This window comes from bacterium SCSIO 12844, from assembly GCA_024397935.1.
In the GTDB taxonomy this organism is placed as follows: Bacteria; Pseudomonadota; Gammaproteobacteria; order Francisellales; family Francisellaceae; genus M0027.
In genome coordinates this window covers 1,310,168-1,334,512 of the sequence record CP073743.1, presented here as the reverse complement: position 1 = coordinate 1,334,512, position 24,345 = coordinate 1,310,168, and the positions used below count along the sequence as shown (strand labels likewise).

Here is a 24,345-nt window from a genome sequence, read left to right as displayed (position 1 = left end):
CAACCGAACCTCATGCTTATTAATTTAATTTTTAATGCTTAATTAACTTATATACTAACTATGAAATACATCTTGAATAGATTTTGGAATAATGACACCATATCTCGTCGATAAACCACTGTAAGTTCCAACATAGATTGTATCTTTTGAATCAGTAGCAACACTATGAACTGAATTCCCAGCCAAACTTTCAGCTTCTCTTATATTTGTAAAATGCTTACCATCATCTTCAGATATAGATAAACCTCCATAGTTTCCTGCATAAATATTACTACTTGCATCAACAAAGACATTATAAACTAGATCACTACCTAAACCACCTTCAGTATTCTCTGTCGTTATTTTTGTAAAAGAGTCACCACCATTGGTTGAAATTGATAAACCTGCCTCAGAAGTTCCAACATAAAGTTCATCATCCGAGTCTACAAAAATACTATATATAGTATTATCACCTAAGCCATTTGTATTTTGTTTATTTTTATTGAAAAAGGTATCACCACCGTCTGTTGATATATACAAGCCATTTTCATTAGATCCTGCATAAATAATTCCATTTGAATCAACAAATACACTATACATTAAATTGTCAAAACCGTAGTCATGGCTATTAACTAATCTTTTATTGACAAAACATTTTCCACCATTTTTTGATATAGATAAGCCACCAAGAGTTGCAACATAAATATTATTATCCGAATCAACAAAAACACCATTAACTGCGTCATCTCCTAAACCACTAGACTGTGATTTATTTTCAAAAGTTTGCCCACCATCTTCTGATATAGATAAACCATGAAATGTTCCAGCATAAATCGTACCATCTAAGCCAACAAAAACACTTTCAACATCATCATGACCTAGACCATTAGCTTCTGTTCTATTTGTAAATGTTTCTGCACCATCTTCTGAAATAGATAACCCCATGTTTGTTCCAACATAAAGCGTATCATCTGAATCGATAAATATGCTACTAACCTTATTTCCAGCCAAGCCATCAGCAGTTGTTTTATATATAAAAGTCTTTCCACCATCTTTCGAAATTGATAAACCACCGGTTGTTCCAGCATATATAACACCTTTTGAGTCAACAGAAGTTGTATATGTAACATTATCTGCTAAACCATCATGAACTCTTGAAGCATTTTGAGGTATTGAATAATATTCAGGATAATTATTTATCTTTAATCGTTTTACTTGCGGTAAGGCATTTTTTCCAGTGATTGTCACTCTAACATTTGGATGAGACGGCTCTTCAATTTTTCCTGATTCATACTCATAAACATAAACATAAACATAAACATAAACATAAACACAAGAATTATTAGACGCTTCACTACCTAATACTGTAGTTTTTTGGCATGTAGTCTTTTTAGGGTTAATAATAAATTTATGTGTCAATGCAGATAGTTTTGAATTTAAATCACTAATTTCTAAATCACTATTGTTAACTACTGTTACTATTACTTCTTTATTTGCATAACTTGAAATTGTAAACTCTTTTGGAAAAACAGAAACAGCCAATTTTGCAGGTGTATAAGCACTAATTGCAACTGAAGATTTTGGTGTAGAGAAGTTAGCATTTATATCTTTACTAATTGTTATTTCACCTGAATCTTGAGGGCGAACAAGCGCTCTAAAAGTAATTGAGCAATCGCCATAAGGTTTTAAATTAAATGAATCTTGCTCTTCTAATTGACATTGATTATTAATTACTTTTACACCCTCTAAATCAGGTAGTGAAATGATAACTCCTTCAGCTTCCACAGGTGATAAGTTTTTAACTTTTATTGTTTTATCTTCAAGCGAATGCAGTGAGATTCTTTGTGAAAGTATTTCCACAATTGGACGGATAACTGTTACCTTAGAAGTTGCAGCATCGATGCCACTAGAGTTAACCATAACAACTTGGGAGCGATAAGTTGTATGGTTAGTACTCGCTTGAACATCAACAACAGAATGCTTACCATTTGGTAATACATCATTTTTTATAGCGGCATCTAATGCTGCGGGTAACTGAACCATTAATTGGTCATCATTTGATTTAAATTGATAGTCTGTTAAGTCAACATCAACCCCAGTATTGTTATAAATAGTTAATTGTGTATGACCACCACTACCTAAAAATGCATTTGGTTTAGTCGTTAGGGACTTTACATTTAAATTTTCAGGCTCAAGCGGTGTTAAACTACCATCAAGCGTTGCTGTAATATAATATTCAACGCTTTGATTATCTATCTGATATGCATCATTATTTGGTACTAATGTAATCTGACATGTTGAATGCATATCAAGCTTATCACAAACATCCGAATAGCTTACATTAAAACAACTAGTATTCTGTGGGTCAGAAAAGTTCAGTTGAATATTGCTTGCTTGTGCTTCACCTGTTGATTGAACACCTACTTGAAAATTATCACTCTCAGATTCTAAATTAACATTAATTTCATAAGGTGAAGCAATGACTGCTGTATTAGTACTATGGCTATCAGTAAGTGTATAAACTGTATTATTACTAGATTTTTCTGAATCATCTGAAGAAGATACCTCATCACTATTACAACCATATAATGCAAATGAAACTAAACTTAATACAACTATCTTATGTAACTTAGTTAACTTTGCCATTAGTATTACAACCTCACCTTGTGATTATTTCTTAATTTTTATAACTTTATTTATTATTTTTATTAAAATTTTATTTTTTTTATTTCAGGCGATATTATCAAATTGCAAAATTGAAGTCAACAAAAAATGATCAATTAATAATCAAATATATTGAATAGATATAAAAAAAGCGCTGTAATTAAGCGCTTTGACATAGAATATGTAGGTATAAAAACGTGAGATAAATCACATTCCTATATTTTAGATTAACACAATTAAGCTGATGCTAAAGCAGTTTTAGCTTGCTCAACTAATTGTTCAAAATCAGCTTTATTATGAACAGCCATATCAGCTAATACTTTACGATCAAGATCAATATTTGCTTTTTTAAGGCCATTAATAAAGTTACTATAGCTCATATCGTACTGACGAACTGCAGCATTAATACGCACAATCCACAATGAACGGAATTGACGTTTTCTTTGCTTACGGTCACGATAAGCATATTGACCTGCTTTAATTACAGCCTGTTTCGCTACACGATAGACGCGTGAACGAGCACCATAATAACCTTTGGCCTGTTTTAAGACCTTCTTATGACGACGACGTGCTTGGACGCCTCTTTTTACTCTTGGCATAGTTACGACTCCACTTTAAGATTAAACAATTATTATACAAACGGCATCATTTGTTTTAAAGATGCTTTATCTGCACTTGCGATCATATCCATACCACGAAGATGACGTTTACGCTTGGTTGTCATTTTCGTTAAAATATGGTTTCTATAAGCCGCACGGTGCTTAAATCCACCTTTTCCTGTTTTCTTAAAGCGCTTCATCGCGCCACGATTTGATTTTAACTTTGGCATATTGCATACTCCGCATTCATAGCAATTGTTAATTTATTTTGTTTTCTTTTTACCTGGTGCCATGATCATTATCATCTGACGGCCTTCTAATTTAGGCATGTGTTCTACCACTGCTAATTCTTCAAGGTCAGATTGTATACGCTTCATCATCGCCATGCCTAATTCTTGATGAGACATTTCGCGACCTCTAAAACGCACTGTGATCTTGACTTTATCACCATGCTCAAGGAACTTCATCAGGTTGCGTAGTTTGACCTGATAATCCCCTTCTTCAGTTACAGGTCTCAGTTTAATTTCTTTAACCTGCATCTGCTTTTGCTTTTTCTTAGCCTCGGATTTCTTCTTATTCTGCTCAAATAAGTACTTACCATAATTCATAATACGGCAAACCGGTGGCTGTGCTTGTGGTGATACCTCAACCAAATCAAGACTTAACTCTTGCGCCTGATTTAAAGCGTCTCTAGTTGAGACCACCCCAACTTGTTGCCCTTCATTATCAATCAGACGAACTTCTTTCACCGAAATCTGATTATTAATGCGAGCTTTATTCTCTTCTTTAATAACTTAGTCCTCCAAGTTTTTTCTACCTTTATCCGCTATATGCTGTTGAACTAGCTCAATAAAAGCTTCAACACTCATTATACCCAAGTCTTTACCATCACGTCTGCGAACGCTGATCATATCACTTTCAGCTTCTTTATCACCAGCAATAATAAAAAATGGAACTCTGGATAAAGTATGCTCCCGAATTTTAAACCCGATTTTCTCTTTTCTCAAGTCTAATTCTGCTCTAATTGACATTTTTTGCAATTTTTTATGAATTTTTTCCAAATATTCGTCAACTCGAGAGGTAATTCCCATCACAACGACTTGGTTTGGAGAAAGCCAAACAGGTAGCTTTCCTGCATAATGTTCAATTAAAACACCAATAAAACGTTCTAAAGATCCAACAATTGCACGATGAAGCATCGCAGGTGTCTTTCTTTCATTGTCATCATCAACAAATTCAGAACCTAGGCGCATTGGCATTGAAAAATCTAGCTGAATGGTACCACATTGCCAGCTTCTACCAATAGCATCTTTTAAATGAAACTCAATTTTTGGTCCATAAAATGCACCTTCACCTGGTAGCTCTTCAAACTCAATACCCTTACTTTCTAAAGCTTGTGCTAATGCTTTCTCTGATTTATCCCATACTTCATCAGAACCAACACGATTATCAGGTCTTAGGGCAAGCTTAACATCAAAATCAGTAAAACCAAAATCACGATAAACTTCAAAGCATTGATCAACCATCATAGCAACTTCATCTTGAACCATATCTTCACGACAAAAGATATGACCATCATCTTGTGTAAAACTTCTTACTCTTAGTAAGCCATGTAAAGCACCAGATGCTTCATTTCGATGTACTATACCAAATTCAGCCATCCTAATTGGTAAATCACGGTAACTTCTTAGATGATTATTATAGACTTGTACACAAGTTGGGCAATTCATCGGACGAATTGCATAATCACGATTTTCTGAAGCTGTCATAAACATATTTTCAGCATATTTTGCCTGATGCCCTGACTTTTCCCACATTGAAATATCTGCAATTAACGGTGTTCTAATTTCATCACAACCATATTTATAATTAGAAGCACGCATATAATCTTCAACAACACGCCAAATTTGCGTACCCTTAGGATGCCAAAATGCTATGCCTGGTGACTCTTCTTGAAAGTGATATAAATCAAGCGCTTTACCAATTTTACGATGATCACGTTTTTGTGCTTCTTCTAGCATATAAAGATAAGCTTTTAAGTCTTTTTTATCAGCCCAACAAGTACCATAGATACGCTGTAGCATTTCATTATTTGAATCACCACGCCAATAAGCGCCCGCAACACGCATTAATTTAAATACTTTTAAATGAGATAAATTAGGTACATGAGGTCCACGACATAAATCTGTAAAATCATCCTGTGTATAAAGACTTAATACTTCACCTTGTGGTATATCACGAATAATATCTGCTTTATAATACTCACCAATGGATTCAAAATATTCAATTGCCTCATCTCTTGGCATCTCTGAACGCACCACTTTATGCCCTTTAGCAACAATTTCTTTCATTTTCTTTTCAATGGCTTCTAAATCTTCTGGTGTAAATGGGCGTTTATAAGAAAAATCATAATAAAAACCATTTTCAATTACAGGACCAATCGTCACTTGCGCTTCTGGAAATAATTTTTTAACTGCCTGAGCCAATAAATGCGCACAGGAATGGCGAAGGATTTCTAATCCCTCTTTATCTTTAGCTGTAATTATTTTTAAGCTTGCATCAGATGCAATATCAAAGCTAGCATCCACCAAACTCCCATCAACAACACCTGCAAGCGTTGCTTTAGCTAGGCCTGAGCCAATGGATTCAGCCACATCTAACACACTTACTTTATCTTCAAACTCTCTGATACTACCATCAGGCAAAGTTACTTTTACCATCATATCACTCTTTAATTTGTCTTCTTTTACTTCTTGCTTAAGCATAATTACATTCTCTAAATTAAAACTTACTTACTTTAATTAGGATACGGTAACACTTAGTTTGATCTTGGCAAACTTGCGTTTACCTACCTGATAAACTGCTTCAGAATCTGTATCTAAAATCATTTTTGTATCAGAAACTTTATGACCATCAATTTTTACAGCACCTTGTTTAATCATACGAATCGCATCTGAAGTACTACTAACTAACTGCGCATCTTTTAGTAAATTTGCAATTGCAATCCCTTCAGATGTAATATCAAAGCTATATTCTGGCATTTCATCTGGTATTTGATTTTTCTGAAAACGATTAATAAAGTTTGCTTCAGCTTGATCAGCATCTGCTTGACTATGAAAACGGGCAACAATCTCTTTTGCTAATAAAATTTTAATATCACGCGGATTACGACCATTTTTTGCTTCTTGTTTTAGGTTTTCAATTTCATCAATAGATTTTGCACTTAACAACTCAAAGTAACGCCACATTAATTCATCTGAGATAGACATTAATTTACCAAAAATGTCATCTGGTGCTTCAGCAATACCGACATAATTGCCTAATGATTTAGACATCTTTTTAACACCATCTAAACCTTCTAATAGTGGCATAGTAATTACTACTTGCGGTCTTTGACCCGCATCTTTTTGCAATTCACGTCCCATTAATAAATTAAATTTCTGATCAGTTCCACCAAGTTCTATATCTGCTTTCATTGCAACTGAGTCATAACCTTGGACAAGTGGGTATAAGAATTCATGAATGGCAATTGATTGACCACCTTGGTAACGCTTTTTAAAATCATCCCGCTCAAGCATACGAGCAACTGTTTCTTTGGCAGCTAATTTAATCATACCAGCAGCACTCATTTTACCAAACCACTCTGAGTTGCGTCTAATTACTGTTTTATCTTTATCTAAAATCTTAAAGCATTGTGCTTGATATGTTTTGGCATTCTCTTGAATCGTTGCCTCATCCAATGGTTTACGTGTGACATTTTTTCCTGTTGGATCACCAATCTGTGCTGTAAAATCACCAATTAAAAAGTGAATTTCATGACCTAAATCTTGTAGCTGACGCAATTTTGTTATTGCCACTGTATGCCCTAAATGCAAATCAGGTGCTGTCGGATCAAAACCCATTTTGACAATTAAAGGCTTAGCTTCTTTTAATTTAGTAACTAAATCTTCTTCTAATAAAATTTCATCAGTTCCACGTTTAATAATCGCCAACGCTTCATCAATACTCTTTGATGACATTTATCACTCCAAATGAACTTAACTTATCAATTCAAATAAACTTAAACCATCTATTATACCGATGATTCTCATAACAGCCAGTATTTCGTTTTAAATTATTTTCGATACAATGAGAGCCATCATTAAAATTGAGAATAATATAGTTATGTTACAGCCCGTATCTAGTCACTTTTTTAATAAAGAAGCATGTCAATTAGCCAAAGCACTCCTAGGAAAATTAATTGTAAGAAAATATAACGATCACTGGCTAATTGCCCAAATTGTTGAAACTGAAAGTTATTATCTAAATGATAAAGGTAGTCATGCATCGCTTGGGTTTACTGAAAAAAGAAAAGCCTTATTTATGCAGGCTGGAACGATTTATATGTACTATGCCAGAGGCAAAGATTCGCTTAATATCAGTGCAGAAGGTAAAGGCAATGCTGTTTTAATTAAAGGTGCAATACCCTATAGAAAACTTTCTTCTGAAACACTTAATATCATGCATCAACTAAACCCATTATCAAATAATAGAAAACGCCCCCTTCATCGCTTATGTTCTGGTCAAACGCTTCTATGTAAATCACTTAACTTAAAAGTAAAAGACTGGGATCAACAAACCTTTAAATTAGATGAGTTTTATATCGCAACAGACCAATACCAACCTAAAAAAATTATTCAAACTACTCGACTAGGAATTCCAAAAGGGCGTGATGAAAATCTACCTTACCGATATATTGATTATCAATTTGCTCATGCTGCAACAAAAAACCCTTTAACCTTAAGAAAAACAAATCATTACCAAATTACTCTAATGTAGGACTCTCATGATGCACTTGTTGTAGTTTAGAGCTAAAAGCTTGAAACATTAGATCATATGGATTATGTGATAACTTATTTTCTAAAAACATCTTACCAACAGCATTTTCTAATGTAACACCTTTATTAATAGCAGTATTAATCAATGCTAAGTCATCTGTATTAATATGATTTAATAATTGACTATCTCTTTTGGATATTTCGAATATCGCTAAAACCATATTAGGGTTAAGTAGTTTAGCTTGATATAGTTGATTTATTGTTGCCGTTATTCTAAACACATCAAAAGTTGTTAAATGTGGTAAATTAGATACATTTTCTTCACTAAACAATTTATTCTCAATCAATGCATTTTCTAATAGTGATCTTGCTGCAAAATGTACATCTTCTAATGAAGGCTGTTGGATAGCAACTGCAATTGAAGTTTTAGGACTACAGATTCGACTAAAACAGGCTGCTAATACTTGAACAGACGCCTGATCATGCTGAATAGTTAAGCCTGAATTTCTTAAATTTTGCTCGCACAATAAAAGATTTCTTGCAACAAGGCTAATTCTATCTTGTGGGTTTTCAGCACAATAACCATTAACATACATATTCATTAACTCTGCTGGCTGCCCTATCGTTAAAAGCGGATCATAAACATCTTGCATTCTTTCTTTTAGATCTGTATTTAATTCCATAGCTCCTTCACCCAATATAATAAATTGGGCTTTCAATACCATTGGCATATTTTCCACTTTTTCGTCTACAGGTATTTTTTGCTGATATTCGCTCTGCCACTGCAATAATGAAAAATCGTATTCCTGATCATAAAACGATTTAGCATCTAAATACCACTTTTTTTGCAGCTGAACCTTCTAGTAACGGCATTTCTAGCTCTCTTTATTTAAGTTCATTAAAATAAAAAAGAGCCTATCTCACTTATAATATATTGCAAATATTTTAATTATTATATTTATTTGTGATTATTATTTTCAAGCCAATGATCAAACTGATTTTTTAATTGAGTCTCATTTTTCAAAAATAAAGCAATTTTTGATACTGGATCATATTGATATTGCGTAACTGCACATAAGCCGTGATTTAAACTCTGCTGATATTTTGCTTCAATTGAATCAGTAAACATTACATCAGCCCAATGACGATTTAAATAAACAAAAGGCAAATGATTATTTGGTACAAGCACAATAGTAGCTTTATGCAAATTCTTTAAAGCAAAAGCTTCATTTGTGCCACCACGGTTTTCAACCACTTTAACAAAAAACTGATCGATTGAACTTAAATTGCTATATTTCTTTTTATCTTTACAGCGAATCAAAGCCATTTTACCTGATGTTTCTAATGCTTGAGATGTTAAAAACTGTTTTTCTCTTGCTGGTGTTAATGAAATACCACCAATGGCCATTTGAAATTTTTCTTGTGCTAAATCCTTTGACAAATTTGGCCAAGTTGTTTTAATCCATTGAATTTTGTAATCATTTGCTTTAGCAAATGCTTTAACTAACTGAATATCCGTACCACTAAAGCGTTTTGTTTTAACATCATACCAAGTTAGTGGCTTATAATCTCCAGCTGTACCAACTTTCAAAACCTTCTCAGCCGCAAAACTTGTATTTAACAATAAAAGTGATAAAACCACGCCTTTAAGTATATTAATTTGCATCAGTAAATAACCATAAGTTGTATTAAGATGTTTGATCATAGTTCTAAAAAATATAATTTAAATTTAATTTACAGCAAATCAAACTTAAATGCTTCACCAAAACTTCCATGAAATATAATCTCATCTAATGGTTTTCTTTCTCTAGGCTTATGATCACACTCTTTTAAGACATCGGCTGCTTTATCAAAGTGTTCATCAGAATCACATACATGACCAATAGCTAAAGCTGTGTAAGCTTCAGCATCATCAGGTAAATTAAATGTTTCTTTCACCTTCTGTGGAATAATTCCAATCATTTGATGGACAAATAAACCTTGCTTTAATGCTTCTAATGTCAAACTCATTGATGCTGCACCTAAATCATGTAATGCAGCTCGATTAGGCTTTCCAGTTTGAGATAGATTTTTCATAATAACACCAAGTGCTAGTACGTAAGCATTACCTGCCCAGGTTTGATTGCCTTCAACTAAACAAGTAAATATTTTTTCATAAATTTCAGGTTGTTCTTTTGTTGCAATAATATAACGCCATGGTTGATCATTATAAGATGAAGGCGCCCATCTAGCCGCTTCAAATAATACTTTCAAAGTCTCATTAGAGATTTTTTCATCAGAAAATACATAAGGACTCCAACGTTTTTCTAATAAGTGATGAATAGGGGCATCTGCATGTGCTTTCTTAATTTGGTGATCCATCGTCATACTCCCTTAACTTAAATAACTTTCATATAAATTACGCATAGATTCATCAAAACATACAAAATAAACGGTTTCAACTAAATCTAGTGTATTAATCACTTCTTTAACCGAATCTATTGCAATTTTAACCGCTTCATCCTTTGGATAGCCATAGACACCACAACTAATTGATGGAAATGCTATTGATTTAACACCATTTTGATCAGCTAGCATTAAAGATGATTGATAACAAGATTTTAATAATTGAGCTTCATTATTCTGCCCACCATGATAGATTGGCCCTACCGTATGAATAACATACTTTGAAGGTAGTCGATAGGCTTTGGTTAGTTTGGCTTGCCCTGTTTGACAGCCATTTAACTCTCTACATGCTTTAAGTAACTCTGAGCCTGCAGCACGATGAATTGCACCATCAACACCACCACCGCCTAATAAACTATTATTTGCGGCATTGACAATAGCATCAACCTCTAGTTGAGTAATATCCGCTTGAATTACCTTTAAAATAGCCATCGATAAACTCCTTTTAAATAACTAAATCATGTTGCAGTTAAACCCTTTTATTGCTTTAGAAAATCTAACATTGGTTTAAAAAACCATATCTTCGGCTTCCAAGGTAAACCGCCCTCTACAAAGCCAACATGGCCCCCAGTATCTGTAAGTATCAATTTTGTAGAATCAGATAGTTCTTCATCTTCTGGTATTGTAAAATAAGGGACAAACGGATCATCTAAAGCATGAATAATTAAAGTATCTTGCTTAACTCGATGCAAATCTGATCTTGTACTTGAAGCCCGATAATAACTTTCAGCATCTTTAAAACCATACATTTTAGCTGTAATATAATTATCAAAGTCCCGCAAATGCTTAATTGACTTTAAATATTTTAAATCTATTCCAATTAACCCCTGGCGTTTAACTTTATAAATTACCTTTTTCTTTAAACTTTTTAAGAAAACTTTATGGTAAAATGGTGATAATTGGTCAACTGATAGACCAAGATTAAATGGTGAAGAGATTATTACTGCCTTTTCAATACGCCAATCATCATATTTTTCAAGATAACGCAAAAGAACATTGCCACCTAATGAATAGCCAACCACTTTAAATGGTTTTTTAAATCGCCAGATCAATGTATCTAAAATTGCTTTAAAGTCTTCAGTATCGCCAGCATTATAACTTTTTTCTTTATTAGCATTCATTCGATAACTGCAGCTACGAAAATGCATCACAGCAACCTGATAACCAACATCAATCAAATAGTCAATGCTCATCTGAATATAGTGAGAATTTACAGAACCTTCTAAACCATGTAATAAAATAACAACTGGCTTATCTTTTTGGCCAACCCATGCAATATCAATAAAGTCACCATCTTCTAATGAAATAGCTTCCCAATGAATAACTAATTTTGATTTATAACGAATAACACTGCCATAAATTGACTGAAAATGTGGATTTTTCAGCCAATTAGGCGGACTAAATAATTGTTTTTTATTGTTACTTTTAGTTTCTGATTTATTCATGCTCTACATACTTCACAACCATAGCTAATGTTATTAAACTGACAACAGCCAATGCACTAAACATTATACCTATTATTAAAGCATTATAGTGAGGTATAACTGCAACAATAAAGCTTGATAGACCACCAAGCGTTGTTTGTAACATGCCGTACATCGCTGCTGCAAAGCCAATAATATGGCCAAATGGACTAAAAGCCTGCGCATAGGCGTTGGCATAAATAAAACCTGTACCAATGACATAAATAACAATCATTACAATAATGCTAAATACACTTAACCCACCTATTATATAAAACAATATTAGCATTAAGCCAGAAATTAGCATCATAATTACGCCAATTAGCATTGCCTGATTAATGCTAACTACTTTTAACAGACGACCATTTAAGTTAAAGCCAACTGCTTGTGCCGCTGCAATAAATAATGATAAAAGCCCAAATTGTGCTGCACTTAACCCATAGTTGGTTTGTAATAAAAATGGTGCGGCTGTTGCATAAACAATTAAACCAGAGAATGCAAAGCCTGCCATACAAACACAAGAAATAAATGCTTTTGATCTAATTAACTCAAAGTAACTTTTAAACCATTTAAGTGGTTTTTTAGCTTCTATATTACGGTTATGATGTGTCTCAGGTAAATAACGTAAAACACAATACAAACCAATAACAACGGCTATCACAATAATAGCAAAGTTAAATCTCCAGCCAGCATACTCTTGAACAAAACCGCCTAAAGTTGGCGCTAAGCCCATGCTTAATGAACTAGCTGTTCCCATATAAGAACCTACTTTAGCCAATGTTTTACCAGTAAATGCATCTCTAAAAATTGCCCGCATCATGGCACTGCCTGCACCTAAGCCAAGCCCTTGTAATACTCGTCCAGCTAGTAACATTTCAATTGATGGAGCGAATGTACATAATAGGCTACCAAAAAATGCAATGACTAAACCAAAAATTAAAATACCACGACGACCATAAGCATCTGATAATGGGCCATAAACTAACGGTGAAACAGCATAACCAATTAAATAAAGCGTTACCGTTAACTGGACTTCACCAACACTTGCAAATAAACTTTTCTGAATTGCTGGTAATGATGGAATATGTAAATCGGTTGCACCAACCATTAAAATAATTAATGCAATAACAACAAAAATAATCGCCCGATGCTGCGATTTATCTACAGAAGACATAATGTACCTCAATAATAAAAATTTTAAAATTCAATAAGTTATAAAATAGTACAATGCTATTTAACCATAGTATTTTTATACCAAATTACAACTGAAACAATAACACCAAATAATTATTGAAAACCATTTGATTAACTTTTTATTGATTAACTCCGCTGAGGACTATCATCTTCTTTCCCCTATATTTTTTTGTTCTTATGCATAGGCTAAATAACCAGCCCAGAAATCATACTAAAATTTATAATTATTTTCAAGATATTTTTTATATTGCGAGTCTTTTGAAATCTGTTTATGCTTATATGCCAAATCTAGTTTAGTTAATGATTTTAGGATATTGAAAATGGATTGTTTGAGCAAATCAAATACACAATACTTAGTGATTGGCAATGGCCTAATGGCTAAACATTTTATTCATTATCTTAATATACTTAAGCTATCTTACAAGCACTGGTACCGATCGTATTCAATCGAAAATTTAATTTTGCTATTAAAAGAATCAACGCATATTCTTTTTTTAATTAAAGATGATGCCATTGAAAATTTTATTAAAACAAACTGTTTAAAGTACAAACAAAAAGATCAGTTATACCTTCACTTTTCAGGTTCACTAAGTTCCGAATATGCCTATACTACACACCCATTACAAACGTTTTCAAAGTCACTTTATACACCTGAATGCTACCTAGATATACCATTTGCAATCGAATCTGAAGGTCCTAAATTCAGTCAATTATTACCCGGCATACCCAACCGCTTTTTTAAGATAAAGCGTAAAGATAAAGCTTATTATCATGCACTGGGTGCTATTGCAAATAACTATACAACACTATTATGGCAAAAATATTTTAATACACTTAAAAGTCACTTTAACATTGATCCTATCATGGCAATCCCACTTTTAGAACAAACATTAATCAACTTAAAAAATGACTATCAAAATGCATTAACTGGACCCATTGCTAGAAATGATATTAATACCATTAACTTTCATATTGATGCACTTAATATCAATGATGATAATTTTCTTCAGATTTACAAAGCCTTTGTAGAAACCCATCTAAATCAACTGTCACAGGATAAACAAGAAAATGAACGTACTTGATTTTCTAAGCAAAAAACAAAATGCTGAAAAAATAACCGTTATTACCTGCTATGATGCAACAACAGCAGCAATTGCCAATCAAACTGATATTGATGTCTTATTGGTTGGTGATAGTGTTTCTATGGTGGTTCATGGACATCAAAATACAACAACTGCAACAATTGAAATGATGCAACTTCATACAAAAGCTGTCGCAACAGGTGCAAAAGATAAGTTTATCGTCGCTGACTTACCTTTTATGTCATATCGTGGCATTTTAAAAGATACAATTTCTGCTGTTCAAATCTTGGTTCAATCCGGCGCACATGCTGTTAAACTTGAAGGCGCCCATGGTAATCTTGATATTATTAATCACATTGTTCATTCAGGTGTCCCTGTCATGGGACATATTGGCTTAACACCCCAACATGTCCATAATTTTGGTGGTTTTAGAGTTCAAGGAAAAGACGATAAAGCAAAGTCATGTTTAATTCAACAAGCGAAAGATTTAGAAAATGCTGGTTGTTTTGCAGTTGTACTTGAGTGTATGCCAGCTGATTTGGCAGCTGAGATTACATCTCTATTAAATATACCAACAATTGGTATTGGCGCAGGCAATCAAACGGACGGTCAAGTTTTAGTTTGGCATGACTTACTTGGGCTTACAGAAAATAGTCCTTTTAAATTTGTTAAAGAGTACTTAAATGGCTTTCAATTAATTCAAAATGCGCTAACTGAATATAACCTTGAGGTTAAAAATGGCGCATTTCCAAAAAAAGAACATAGTTTTAATTAAATAATAAGGGGTTGTTACTCATGGAAGTAATTAAAGAAATAACACATTGGCGAAACTTACGTAAAAATTTATCAGCTACTGCAACTATTGGCTTTGTGCCAACAATGGGCTGCTTACATACAGGTCATGCATCATTAATTCAACGATCAATTGATGAAAATGATTTAACTATTTTAAGTATTTTTGTTAATCCAACACAGTTTAATGATTCAAATGACTTTAATAATTACCCATTAATGCCTGAAAAAGACTTAGAACTGGCTGAATCTTTAGGTGTAAATTATGTATTAATGCCTCAAAAAGAAGCACTCTACCCTGATAATTACTTAACTAAAATTATAACAGATCACCCATTATCAAAAACAATGGAAGGGGAATTTAGACCTGGGCATTTTGATGGTGTATTAACCGTTGTTATGAAACTATTACTATTAGTTAAAGCAAATAATGCGTACTTTGGAGAAAAAGACTATCAACAATTTAAACTGATTGAATCAATGGCAGATGCCTTTTTTCTTGATACTAAAATTACTCCATGTCCTACAATTCGAGAAAAAAATTCAAACCTTGCTTTAAGCTCAAGAAATACTCGCCTAAACCCTCAAGAGAAACATCAAGCCGAACAATTTGCAATCATATTTAATCAGCATCGAAATAATCCTAAATTAATTAGTCAAAAATTAAGCGAACTAGGCATTGATGTTGAATATATCAAACAATATAAAAATCGACTTTTAAGCGCAGTTAACATTGGTGATGTGCGTTTGATTGATAATATAGAACTTTAAAATAAAAATAGAAGGACAAGTTAAATTATGCTAATAAGCACACTTAAATCAAAAATATCTTATGCGACAGTTAGTCAAAAAGATCTTTATTATGTAGGCAGTATCACCATAGATGAAGATATTATGGATCAAGCATCAATCTCTATTAATGAAAAAGTATCTATTGTTAACTTGAATAACGGTGAGCGACTAGAAACTTATGTTATTGCAGGTGAACGTGGCAGTAAAATTATTGGCCTTAATGGCCCAGCTGCTAGAAAGTGTGAAATTGGTGATGAAATTTTTATTCTATCTTATGCAATGATTGATCCAAATGAAGAAACTTTAGCACCTAAATTGGTTGATTTGAAACATAATTAATATCATTCAAATCGATCACGATTAATAAAAGCAGTCATCACATGATCACGCCATTGACCACCTAATTTTAAATAACGCTTGGCATAGCCTTCCTTTTCAAATCCTAAACGTAATAATACACGCTCACTTGGTTTATTTTCAGGAATATAATTTGCCATGATTCGATTTAAATGAAATGCATCCATAACATAAGGAATCGTCACAGATAAAGCTGTATACATAATGTTTTTGCCATGAAAAGACTCATCTAAGACATAACCTAAATAACAGGCTTTAAATGCACCATGAATCACATTGTTATAGTTAACCCAGCCAATAACAATTTCTTTATTATCATCATCCTTATGTGCAATGATAAAACTAGCTTTTTTTTGTTTATCAAAATGATGAAGCGCCATCTCTACTTCAAAATGCCAATATTGTGGCGTATAAAAATGCTCACTACGTTCTGGTGTTAATTCATAAAAGGTTTTATCCGTACGTTTAAAAAAGTCCAATACGGCTAAAGGATCAGCTTGCTCTAATGAAGCAATATAAATCTCAGCATTGAATTGATAATAGAAAGGTTTCATTTTAGCTTAATCATAAAGTCATTAGGATTAGGCTAAAATGTAAAGTCCATAATAACATAAGTCAAGTAAATTAAGTTAACTAAACCAACTCATGAGTTGGTTCATTAGATGTTGTACTATGATCACGGAGTGGTGATGGTGGTTCTGAGCTTTTTGTTATTCCAAACCCTTCGTTTACTGTTCGAGTTATTTTCTGGCAAACTGTTAAAACATCTTTATATGTAGATGATTTATTAATACTATTTGCCAACTCTTTTATACCTCCTATAGATTTAGTACTGAATTTATCATCAGGTAATTCTTTAATTAAGTTATTAATATCTCGAATAATTTGCTTTTTATGCTGAGTCAGTTTTTTCATTGCTCTTTTATGAGAGCTTTTAAGCACATCAGGCCCCTCAAATAACTTTCTCAATGGCTCTGGTAATTCAAAAGCTTTATCTGTGCTACTTTCATCTACAAACAATGGATCCGTCAACTTTACAAATTCCATTATAAATCTGAATTCATCCATTTTAAGATCACTTAATTCTGGTGCCCCTGAAGCAGATAATTCAATTGCTTTCTTAGATTCTTTAGTAATTTGGTCAAAATGCTTTAATAAATTTAAGGTTTTATTAAGTTTTTTCAGTCCAAACCAAACTTTATATGGTAATTCTTTAGGTCTTGAATCACCACCTAATGAACTGTTTAAATCATTAGTTGGTTTAATTTTTACTAAACTAAATGTTACTGATCGCTTATCTTTTAATTCTCCTTTAGTTTCAACAAATGTAATTCCTGATCCAGAGATAGGCTTAAATATACTTGGATCATTGACATATTTTTCAATTGCACGCATAACTGCTTCTTCTGAATCTCTCACCCACCCAGTAAACCTTCTAGTTTTATGAAGAGTTTTCATAGTGTTATTTAAATCATCTAATGTTAGCAAAGGATTACTAGAAATTGTTATTTCTACTTCTCCATTTGGTAATTTTTTTGCAATATCTTCTAACGCTCCACTTGCTTTAACCGTTTCATCTATTACTTTCCTTACAAAACTATCAATTTGTTTTGCCAAAGCAGTTTCTCTTGACCATTCTTTAATTGTATCTTTTAAGTCTTCATAATCATCTTTACCCTCAAACTCTCTAACTGTATCAGACGGCCAACCAACGTGTAATGGATGGGTAGTTTTAAATTCAAACTGTTTGATTAAACGCTCAAATTTAGCTTCAGCTTCTTTTTGCTTAAGTGGTGGTGACTGTCTCATTAAGCCATCTACAATAATGTCTTTAGCTTCAGACATAAGTTTTGATTTACCAAGATCAAATTCTAATAAGAACTGTTCTTTTACCCTCTGATAAGACTCTCTATCTTTTAAGTCATGAAAAACATAACGGTCATCAAAATATAATAACATTTCATTAATCAAGTCAATTCTTTGGTCTGGTGCCATAGCACCCCAGTGAAATAACTCAATACGATCTTCTCCATTTAAATATTTTTCTATATTATCTTTATTAATAAAGATTTTATGCGATAACGGTGACTCTGCTATCAAATTTAAGAAAAACCTTCTATCACTCTTTAACTTTAAACTAGCAACAGTATTTTCAATAGCACCATGTAATAGTATAAGTAATGTGTTTGAAGCAATTGAGGCTTCTTTAATCAGACTATTCAAGTCTCCAGAACTGGTAATTTTTTCATCTAAGTCTGGATTATAAATACCTAACACTGTAGCCGCTTGTAATAGTTCCGTTGGAGTAAATGAGTCTATAGTTTGATCTATTCTTGAAGGTTGCATTACAGTTAATGCATAGCTTAAAGCCTTTGAAGCTGATTTATGCCTACCTTTATCTTTTGTAATACTTACAACTTGATTCAAACGCTTCGTTGTCATTTTCACTTCACTTAAACCGCCAACCTCCATTGCTGCTTGTGTGTATTGTTGTAAAACATCTCCTCTAAAAGCTAAATGTCCTGCTCTAATCTCTCTAATTAATTTTGTATAAATAGACTTTGAGTTTAATTTATCAACTTCACTATTTGTAAATAGTTCATTAAACGCTTTTTGAAAAAATCGGTATTCAGCAGGTATTTGTTGTTCATATCTAGTTTTTACTGTTATGGCTTGAATTCTTGATATTCTATCTTTAACTAAAGCTAAAATTTGATTTCCTTGATCAGATGGTTCTACTTTTTTGCGCTTATACTCATGATAATGATTAAATACACGCCATTTATCATCTAATTTATCTGTCTTACTAATACCCGTTCCTTTTTGCCAATCTTGTAATCTATCCAAAATTTTATAATATTCAGTTATGTCTCCTACTTTTCCAATGTTTTCACGTACCCAGTTTAATGTACCCGTTCTAACAGAATTATTTGTAGATTTACTCTTTAATCTCAAAAATTTAATCTGGCTGTCTAGTAGACTAATAAACTGATCTGACGACATATTTGTAAATTCAATACTATCACTTTTAGAAAAGATACTTTTACTAATATCTGTTCCTAAACTTTGCTTCAAATGCTTAATTTTAATCAATTTTCCACTTTCTGGTAGCTGACCACCTAGCTCTAATGATAAATCATTTATATATACACTCTCCATAGAACTTTGAGACAAGTCACAAAATAAGCCAACTTTTGTATTTCCTAAAAATTTACTACTTTTAAATGTAGCATTTACTTTAATACTTGAAAAAATATCATCTTCGTTTTCAAATTGACAATTCTCGAATGAACATTTGCTAAATTCAGTCTTAGACATACTTACTTTAAATCTAATACTTTTTACAAAGTCACACCCATCGAACTGGGCTTCATTTAGCTTTGTTTTCTGCCCTATAAATCGACAATTTTCAAACGTACATTTACTAAACATCGCTTTTTGCAAATCACAATTATTAAATGTGACATTATCAAAAGTAACAAAATCTAATATAGTTGTTTCATCAATAATATGATTATTTAAATCTATATTTGACAAAGTTGCGTGAGATAAATCAAATCCTCTTAAGTCTCTAGGTAATGACCCACCTTCAATACCATCAATACAAGAACCTACTAAAGAAAAATTTTTTCCACGTTTAATCATACCGCTATCAAGAACTAATCCTTGTAAATTATTAGCTGATATAGTTAACTTAGTATGCTCATCAACACGACTACCACCAAAATCAGCACCTTTTAAAGGACAATTCTTAAATTTAATACCTCTTAGATCCTTTGGCATAATAGCACTTTCTAATGAAACATTCTGAATCCTACCAACAAATTTGGCATCACTAAAATCACTATAGTCCATATCTTTTGGGAAACGTGTTGAAAGCTGTCCATCTTTTTCTGTTAGCAACTGAGCTGTTTTTTCCATATAACTAATTAAATTTGTCATAATTGCATCATTATCATTTGCTAGTATTGGGAAAAAAGGAAAGTGTAAATTCCAATGTTCTTTATATTGCTTATGATTAAGTTTACCTAGTTTTACATCTTGTAAAATTGTATTTAGTGATTCATCACTTTGATCAATTGCATTTTTAAACTTTAATAATCGTTTTTGAATTTCATCATGATCAACTACACCTAAAGTTGAATCTGTATATTTTGCAAAAGCATAATCATATGAAAAACTAGTACTTTCTTTTACTCTGCTAAGGTTAGCAGCTCTTAAATCATTTCCTTCAAAATTAAGTTGAGCAATGTCTATACCTAAATTAATATCTTTATCAATATTAACAGATAGCCAAAAAACTATCTCAGACATAGCTTTTCCAACTTGGTTGACCTCCATAGTTACGTTATTTAAATGATTTTGTAATTGAGAATACATATCATAAAACTCACCTGGTAAACTTTTACTAACCAATGCTCTTTCACATTGCTCATAAGAGTATCGAACTTTATCAGATAAAGTTCCTAGCAATTTATGGTGATTTTTCAATTCTTTTATCATATCATTAAATACTACTTTCTCTGATAATGATAATTGTGTATCATTAAATTTTGTTAGTTTATCTAACTGAGTCAAGTAATGTTTAATTTCTTTATCAAGAGCTACTTTTGCAAATGATATTTCATCTTTAAATGCCTCTTTTACTTCATTATCTAAAGCCTGCTTACTTTCATTTAGCACCTTTCTTTGTTGCTCAATTAAAGTAGTAATATAATCCTTTGTGTGATTATCAATTCTATCAATAATTTGTGCTGCTGATTTATCCGTAATATTAATTTTTGAATCTACATCTTTTAATTCTGTTAACTCTTTAGAGTAAGCATTAAGATTTTCTTCAAGTGCTTTATCATCAACTAATGATACAATTCTTTTTAATGAGTCTTCATGTTTTTGTTGTATTCTGAATAATGCCTTTGTTTCAATTTCCACTTGTTCTTGAGCAACATCTATCGTTTCTCGTTGATATTTTTCTCGCAAACGATCTTTAAGGTACATTTCTGAAAATGAATTTAATTGTTTTAATGACCATCTTGGCTCAATCCTTTGAATCAATGGATTATCATCACACACTATGCTTTCAATTTTACGCGCTAAATAGTCAATAGATTTAAAATCACTTTGTTCAATACCAACCAAATTTAATGAGCTTAATAATAATTTACGACTACGTGACTTTCTAATAAATGATTCTTCTTCCATAATAACTTGATAGCTATTGTAAAGCGCCTCAGCCATTCCTCTATAGTTCATTTTATCAATATCTTCACCATCTCCAAATGTTGCTCCATATCCTGAAAATGGGCCAAACTTACTTTTTAACCTTGAAATCATTACATCAATTTCAAGGTCATCATTTTCTACTGAACTTTTTAGTTTTCCTTCATACTCTAGCATCGCTTTTTTAAATACAGTATCAAGTATTTTCCACCGTTTAACCATATCTAATTTATCTGTACCTAATTTCTTTAATGACTCAAGACCCTCTCGTTTTTCACTCAAAATATCTTTTGCCTGATTAAGTTTTTTCTGTTGCTTCAAATATAAATTAGCTACTTCAAATAATGGACCTAATTTATCATCAAGACCTGTTGTATCATCCTTAATTGCAGTATCTATAGATCCTTTCCAATTTAAAAAAGCACTTATCTCTTTAGTAATTACACCTGAAAGTTTTGTATCAATAATTTTTTCAAAAGCAATGTTAAGTTTACCCTGTATTTCAACTGCTTTTTTATCTAAGCTCTCTTTAAAATTTTCTTTCTCAACTGCTAATTGCTTTAACTGATCTTGAAGTTCTGTTAATTCTATATTCGTTACTTTTAATAACTTTTTATCACTAGTGTCTATTTTACTTTTTCTGTATATTTTATCTAATGACTCAATCTGTTCATTTAATGATTTTATTTTAGACTCTAATTCCTTTATATTTTCTTGCCTTTTAGCAATTTTTTGTTTTCTTAACTCTTTATCACTTAATTCAAGGGTTAAATCATCATGACTATCTAAAGTAGTGGTAATACTTGACACATCAGAAGAGCCACTAGTATCACTTTTCATTTGTGATTTATACTCTCTTTCTAGTTGACTGAATATATCACTACTAACTCCATCTTCTAACATTTTATCTAAGTTATTTCTAAAGTAACGTCGATATACTAAGCTATCTCTAATTCTTGCATCTAAATCATGACGTGAAACATCAACATCAGGCTCTTCAGATAAAAATGGACTACGATAATCATTATCAGCTTGCGCCGTTTCAATTTCTCTCATCAAACTATTACTGACTACAACTTCCCTATCTGTAGGATCAACACCATCTAAAGTAAGTGATAAAAGATATTCATGAACATAATTTGCACGATTTCTATCTAATGTATGTTGAACAGTTGGAATATTTCTTGCAATTTCATTTAAACGTTCTTGATCAGTTAGCTCAGGGTTTAGTTCATTTAAAATTGCCTCAACTAAAGCAATCGTATAATCACCACAACGAAACCCATCTTGTTGCACCTGATGAGTCACTGATAGAATATTTGTAAATCCTAATTCTTGTAACTCTAACCTCCTTTTAGCTGAGATTTCAGTACCCATTGGATCTACAAAAATAGCTTTTTTTGGATTTTCACCAGGAAATAGAATAAGTGCCTCATTATGTGCCGCACTTGTATTAATTGGAATAACAAACTGATCATATTGATCCCAATTTTTACCATCACGAATACCAATTCTTCTTGTACCTGAATAGCTAAGAGGATCTAAGACAATTCTTTCTTCACCTAAAGTTTCATTATGAGAAACAAGTACACTAGAAATAGTCGCAGTATCATCTAATGAAGGGATAGCTACGGTTCGATCTGGTTCTGGCTGATTGACACGATGTAATTTAGTATATAATACTGCTTCAACAAATTTTGATGTTAACCAACTTCTTAGACCAATATATTCTTTCATAGCAAACCTCCTTTGATGTGCAACCTTTTAAAAACATGATTGAAATTAAATTATTTGGAGATCAAAAGCAGACAAACAACTTAATTATTAATCATGATATTTAGATAAAGATTACTAATTTACATCGCGCTCAAATACTGAAAAAAAATGAGATAATTTATGTAGAATTACATTTAATGTTTGATTATGAATAATTGTATAAAATTTATTTCAAATGGTTAAGGAAAAAAAGAAAAGCTTTAGGTGTTTTTACTCAATATCATCATATTTCATAAAATATATACTATTTATTGATAAAATCTCATAATTTCATAAAGTAATGCAAAAACAATATGAATTAAATATTTATAAATCAAGTATATATTCAAAGAATTCAAAGTTAATTATTACAAAAAACTAGCTTGACTCTTTAAATATATCCACCCACCGTTGTAATGTTGATTCATCAAAATTATTTTCATAACGTAATGTTTGTACTGATTTATCTTTAGATAGTAAATCACAATGAGATAAAAACTCTTCTTTTGGTAATACAATAAAATTTTGCGTATCTGATACAGGCTTTGGTACCTCTACATGAAAAATCTTATTAATTAACTCTACAAAGTTTAATTGTTCTTGATGGAAAATATCTTTTAGTTTATTAATTAAATCATATTTATACATATAAGCTGTGCGGATTTGAACATCCATAAGGCCTGTTATATCTTTTGCTTTAAGTTCAGGAAATTGTGCTAATAAAAATAATAACTGCATTTCATTTTTTGTTAATCGATCGTACTGGCAAGGCAGTGGCATAATCTCCTGATAACATGGATTAAATATCAATTGGTGATAACCATAATCAACATTATTAACAATTCCAACCATTTTACCCTCTGACATAAAGGGAGTACGAACCAATGTAAAAACAACAAAGTAATCAAATGAAAATGCCACACCATAGCGTGTAATACTTTCTTCTTTTTTTTCAAATAATAAAAGAAAGTCATCAAACATGGTGCTATAACCCAACGGAAATGCAAATTGGCGAGGTACTTCATTTGCTTTATCTGGTTTAAAAAATGTTCTACCTTCCTCAGTTAAATGCTGGCTAAAAAATAAATCAGAAAATAATATTTTTCCGCGATAAGTAATTGCATCAAACCGTCTAACCGGTTGGTTTCCCATAGCACTCCCTATTTTTGATTACATATCATAAAAT

20 protein-coding genes are annotated in these 24,345 nt (G+C 32.0%); 5 read left to right on the top strand and 15 right to left on the bottom strand.

What is annotated here, in order from left to right; translation table 11 throughout:
- Positions 1-54: 54 nt before the first annotated feature.
- From KFE69_06390 to KFE69_06365, 6 genes are all read right to left on the bottom strand, one after another.
- On the bottom strand, positions 55-2,625 hold the full coding sequence (locus KFE69_06390) for a hypothetical protein (GenBank protein UTW43714.1): 2,571 nt from the start codon (positions 2,623-2,625) through the stop codon (positions 55-57).
- 254 nt (positions 2,626-2,879) lie between these two features.
- Positions 2,880-3,242 (bottom strand): 50S ribosomal protein L20, encoded by a 363-nt coding sequence (rplT, locus tag KFE69_06385; GenBank protein ID UTW43713.1) that lies wholly within the window; start codon positions 3,240-3,242, stop codon positions 2,880-2,882.
- 32 nt (positions 3,243-3,274) lie between these two features.
- Complete coding sequence (gene rpmI, locus KFE69_06380) at positions 3,275-3,472, bottom strand: 50S ribosomal protein L35 (GenBank protein UTW43712.1); 198 nt, start codon at positions 3,470-3,472, stop codon at positions 3,275-3,277.
- 33 nt (positions 3,473-3,505) lie between these two features.
- Complete coding sequence (gene infC, locus KFE69_06375) at positions 3,506-4,033, bottom strand: translation initiation factor IF-3 (protein UTW44025.1); 528 nt, start codon at positions 4,031-4,033, stop codon at positions 3,506-3,508.
- A gap of 3 nt (positions 4,034-4,036) precedes the next feature.
- Positions 4,037-5,962 carry a threonine--tRNA ligase gene (thrS, locus tag KFE69_06370; GenBank protein ID UTW44024.1) on the bottom strand — a complete coding sequence of 642 codons (1,926 nt, stop codon included), beginning with the start codon at positions 5,960-5,962 and terminating at the stop codon, positions 4,037-4,039.
- An 81-nt stretch (positions 5,963-6,043) separates the two neighbouring features.
- On the bottom strand, positions 6,044-7,261 hold the full coding sequence (locus tag KFE69_06365; GenBank protein UTW43711.1) for a tyrosine--tRNA ligase: 1,218 nt from the start codon (positions 7,259-7,261) through the stop codon (positions 6,044-6,046).
- Between the two features lie 145 nt (positions 7,262-7,406).
- Here KFE69_06365 and KFE69_06360 point away from each other — a divergent pair, with 145 nt between their 5' ends.
- Complete coding sequence (locus tag KFE69_06360) at positions 7,407-8,060, top strand: DNA-3-methyladenine glycosylase (protein UTW43710.1); 654 nt, start codon at positions 7,407-7,409, stop codon at positions 8,058-8,060.
- Here the strand turns inward: KFE69_06360 and KFE69_06355 are convergent.
- The 6 genes from KFE69_06355 to KFE69_06330 all read right to left on the bottom strand — a co-directional run bounded on the left by KFE69_06355 (position 8,047) and on the right by KFE69_06330 (position 13,141).
- Positions 8,047-8,742: a hypothetical protein gene (locus KFE69_06355; protein UTW43709.1), complete on the bottom strand. Its 696-nt coding sequence runs from the start codon at positions 8,740-8,742 to the stop codon at positions 8,047-8,049. The two genes, KFE69_06360 and KFE69_06355, sit on opposite strands and share 14 nt — an antisense overlap.
- A 275-nt stretch (positions 8,743-9,017) precedes the next feature.
- Complete coding sequence (locus KFE69_06350; protein ID UTW43708.1) at positions 9,018-9,725, bottom strand: transporter substrate-binding domain-containing protein; 708 nt, start codon at positions 9,723-9,725, stop codon at positions 9,018-9,020.
- A 68-nt stretch (positions 9,726-9,793) separates the two neighbouring features.
- Positions 9,794-10,420: a nitroreductase family protein gene (locus tag KFE69_06345; GenBank protein UTW43707.1), complete on the bottom strand. Its 627-nt coding sequence runs from the start codon at positions 10,418-10,420 to the stop codon at positions 9,794-9,796.
- A 12-nt stretch (positions 10,421-10,432) separates the two neighbouring features.
- Positions 10,433-10,936, bottom strand: coding sequence for an O-acetyl-ADP-ribose deacetylase (locus tag KFE69_06340; GenBank protein UTW43706.1), 504 nt, complete (start codon positions 10,934-10,936; stop codon positions 10,433-10,435).
- A gap of 47 nt (positions 10,937-10,983) precedes the next feature.
- Positions 10,984-11,949 (bottom strand): alpha/beta fold hydrolase, encoded by a 966-nt coding sequence (locus KFE69_06335; GenBank protein UTW43705.1) that lies wholly within the window; start codon positions 11,947-11,949, stop codon positions 10,984-10,986.
- Positions 11,942-13,141 carry a multidrug effflux MFS transporter gene (locus KFE69_06330; protein ID UTW43704.1) on the bottom strand — a complete coding sequence of 400 codons (1,200 nt, stop codon included), beginning with the start codon at positions 13,139-13,141 and terminating at the stop codon, positions 11,942-11,944. The genes KFE69_06335 and KFE69_06330 overlap by 8 nt, the downstream gene beginning before the upstream one ends.
- Before the next feature lie 340 nt (positions 13,142-13,481).
- On the opposite strand from KFE69_06330, the gene KFE69_06325 reads away from it, so the two are divergent.
- Genes KFE69_06325 through KFE69_06310 form a run of 4 tightly spaced genes read left to right on the top strand, consistent with a single transcriptional unit; the run spans position 13,482 to position 16,166 of the window.
- A complete protein-coding gene (locus KFE69_06325; GenBank protein ID UTW43703.1) occupies positions 13,482-14,243 on the top strand; it encodes a DUF2520 domain-containing protein in 762 nt (253 codons plus the stop codon).
- Positions 14,230-15,018: a 3-methyl-2-oxobutanoate hydroxymethyltransferase gene (gene panB / locus KFE69_06320; GenBank protein ID UTW43702.1), complete on the top strand. Its 789-nt coding sequence runs from the start codon at positions 14,230-14,232 to the stop codon at positions 15,016-15,018. Before KFE69_06325 ends, panB begins: the two co-directional genes overlap by 14 nt.
- Positions 15,019-15,038: 20 nt before the next feature.
- On the top strand, positions 15,039-15,806 hold the full coding sequence (gene panC, locus KFE69_06315; protein UTW43701.1) for a pantoate--beta-alanine ligase: 768 nt from the start codon (positions 15,039-15,041) through the stop codon (positions 15,804-15,806).
- Positions 15,807-15,833: 27 nt separating this feature from the next.
- Complete coding sequence (locus KFE69_06310) at positions 15,834-16,166, top strand: aspartate 1-decarboxylase (GenBank protein ID UTW43700.1); 333 nt, start codon at positions 15,834-15,836, stop codon at positions 16,164-16,166.
- A 2-nt stretch (positions 16,167-16,168) separates the two neighbouring features.
- Here KFE69_06310 and KFE69_06305 read toward each other — a convergent pair whose 3' ends face one another.
- The 3 genes from KFE69_06305 to KFE69_06295 form a co-directional block, all read right to left on the bottom strand.
- The gene (locus KFE69_06305; protein UTW43699.1) at positions 16,169-16,738 is read right to left on the bottom strand and encodes a GNAT family N-acetyltransferase; all 570 of its coding nucleotides are present in this window, start codon (positions 16,736-16,738) and stop codon (positions 16,169-16,171) included.
- Between the two features lie 79 nt (positions 16,739-16,817).
- A complete protein-coding gene (locus KFE69_06300; GenBank protein UTW43698.1) occupies positions 16,818-23,141 on the bottom strand; it encodes a pentapeptide repeat-containing protein in 6,324 nt (2,107 codons plus the stop codon).
- A 396-nt stretch (positions 23,142-23,537) separates the two neighbouring features.
- Complete coding sequence (locus tag KFE69_06295; protein UTW43697.1) at positions 23,538-24,311, bottom strand: hypothetical protein; 774 nt, start codon at positions 24,309-24,311, stop codon at positions 23,538-23,540.
- Positions 24,312-24,345 lie beyond the last annotated feature (34 nt).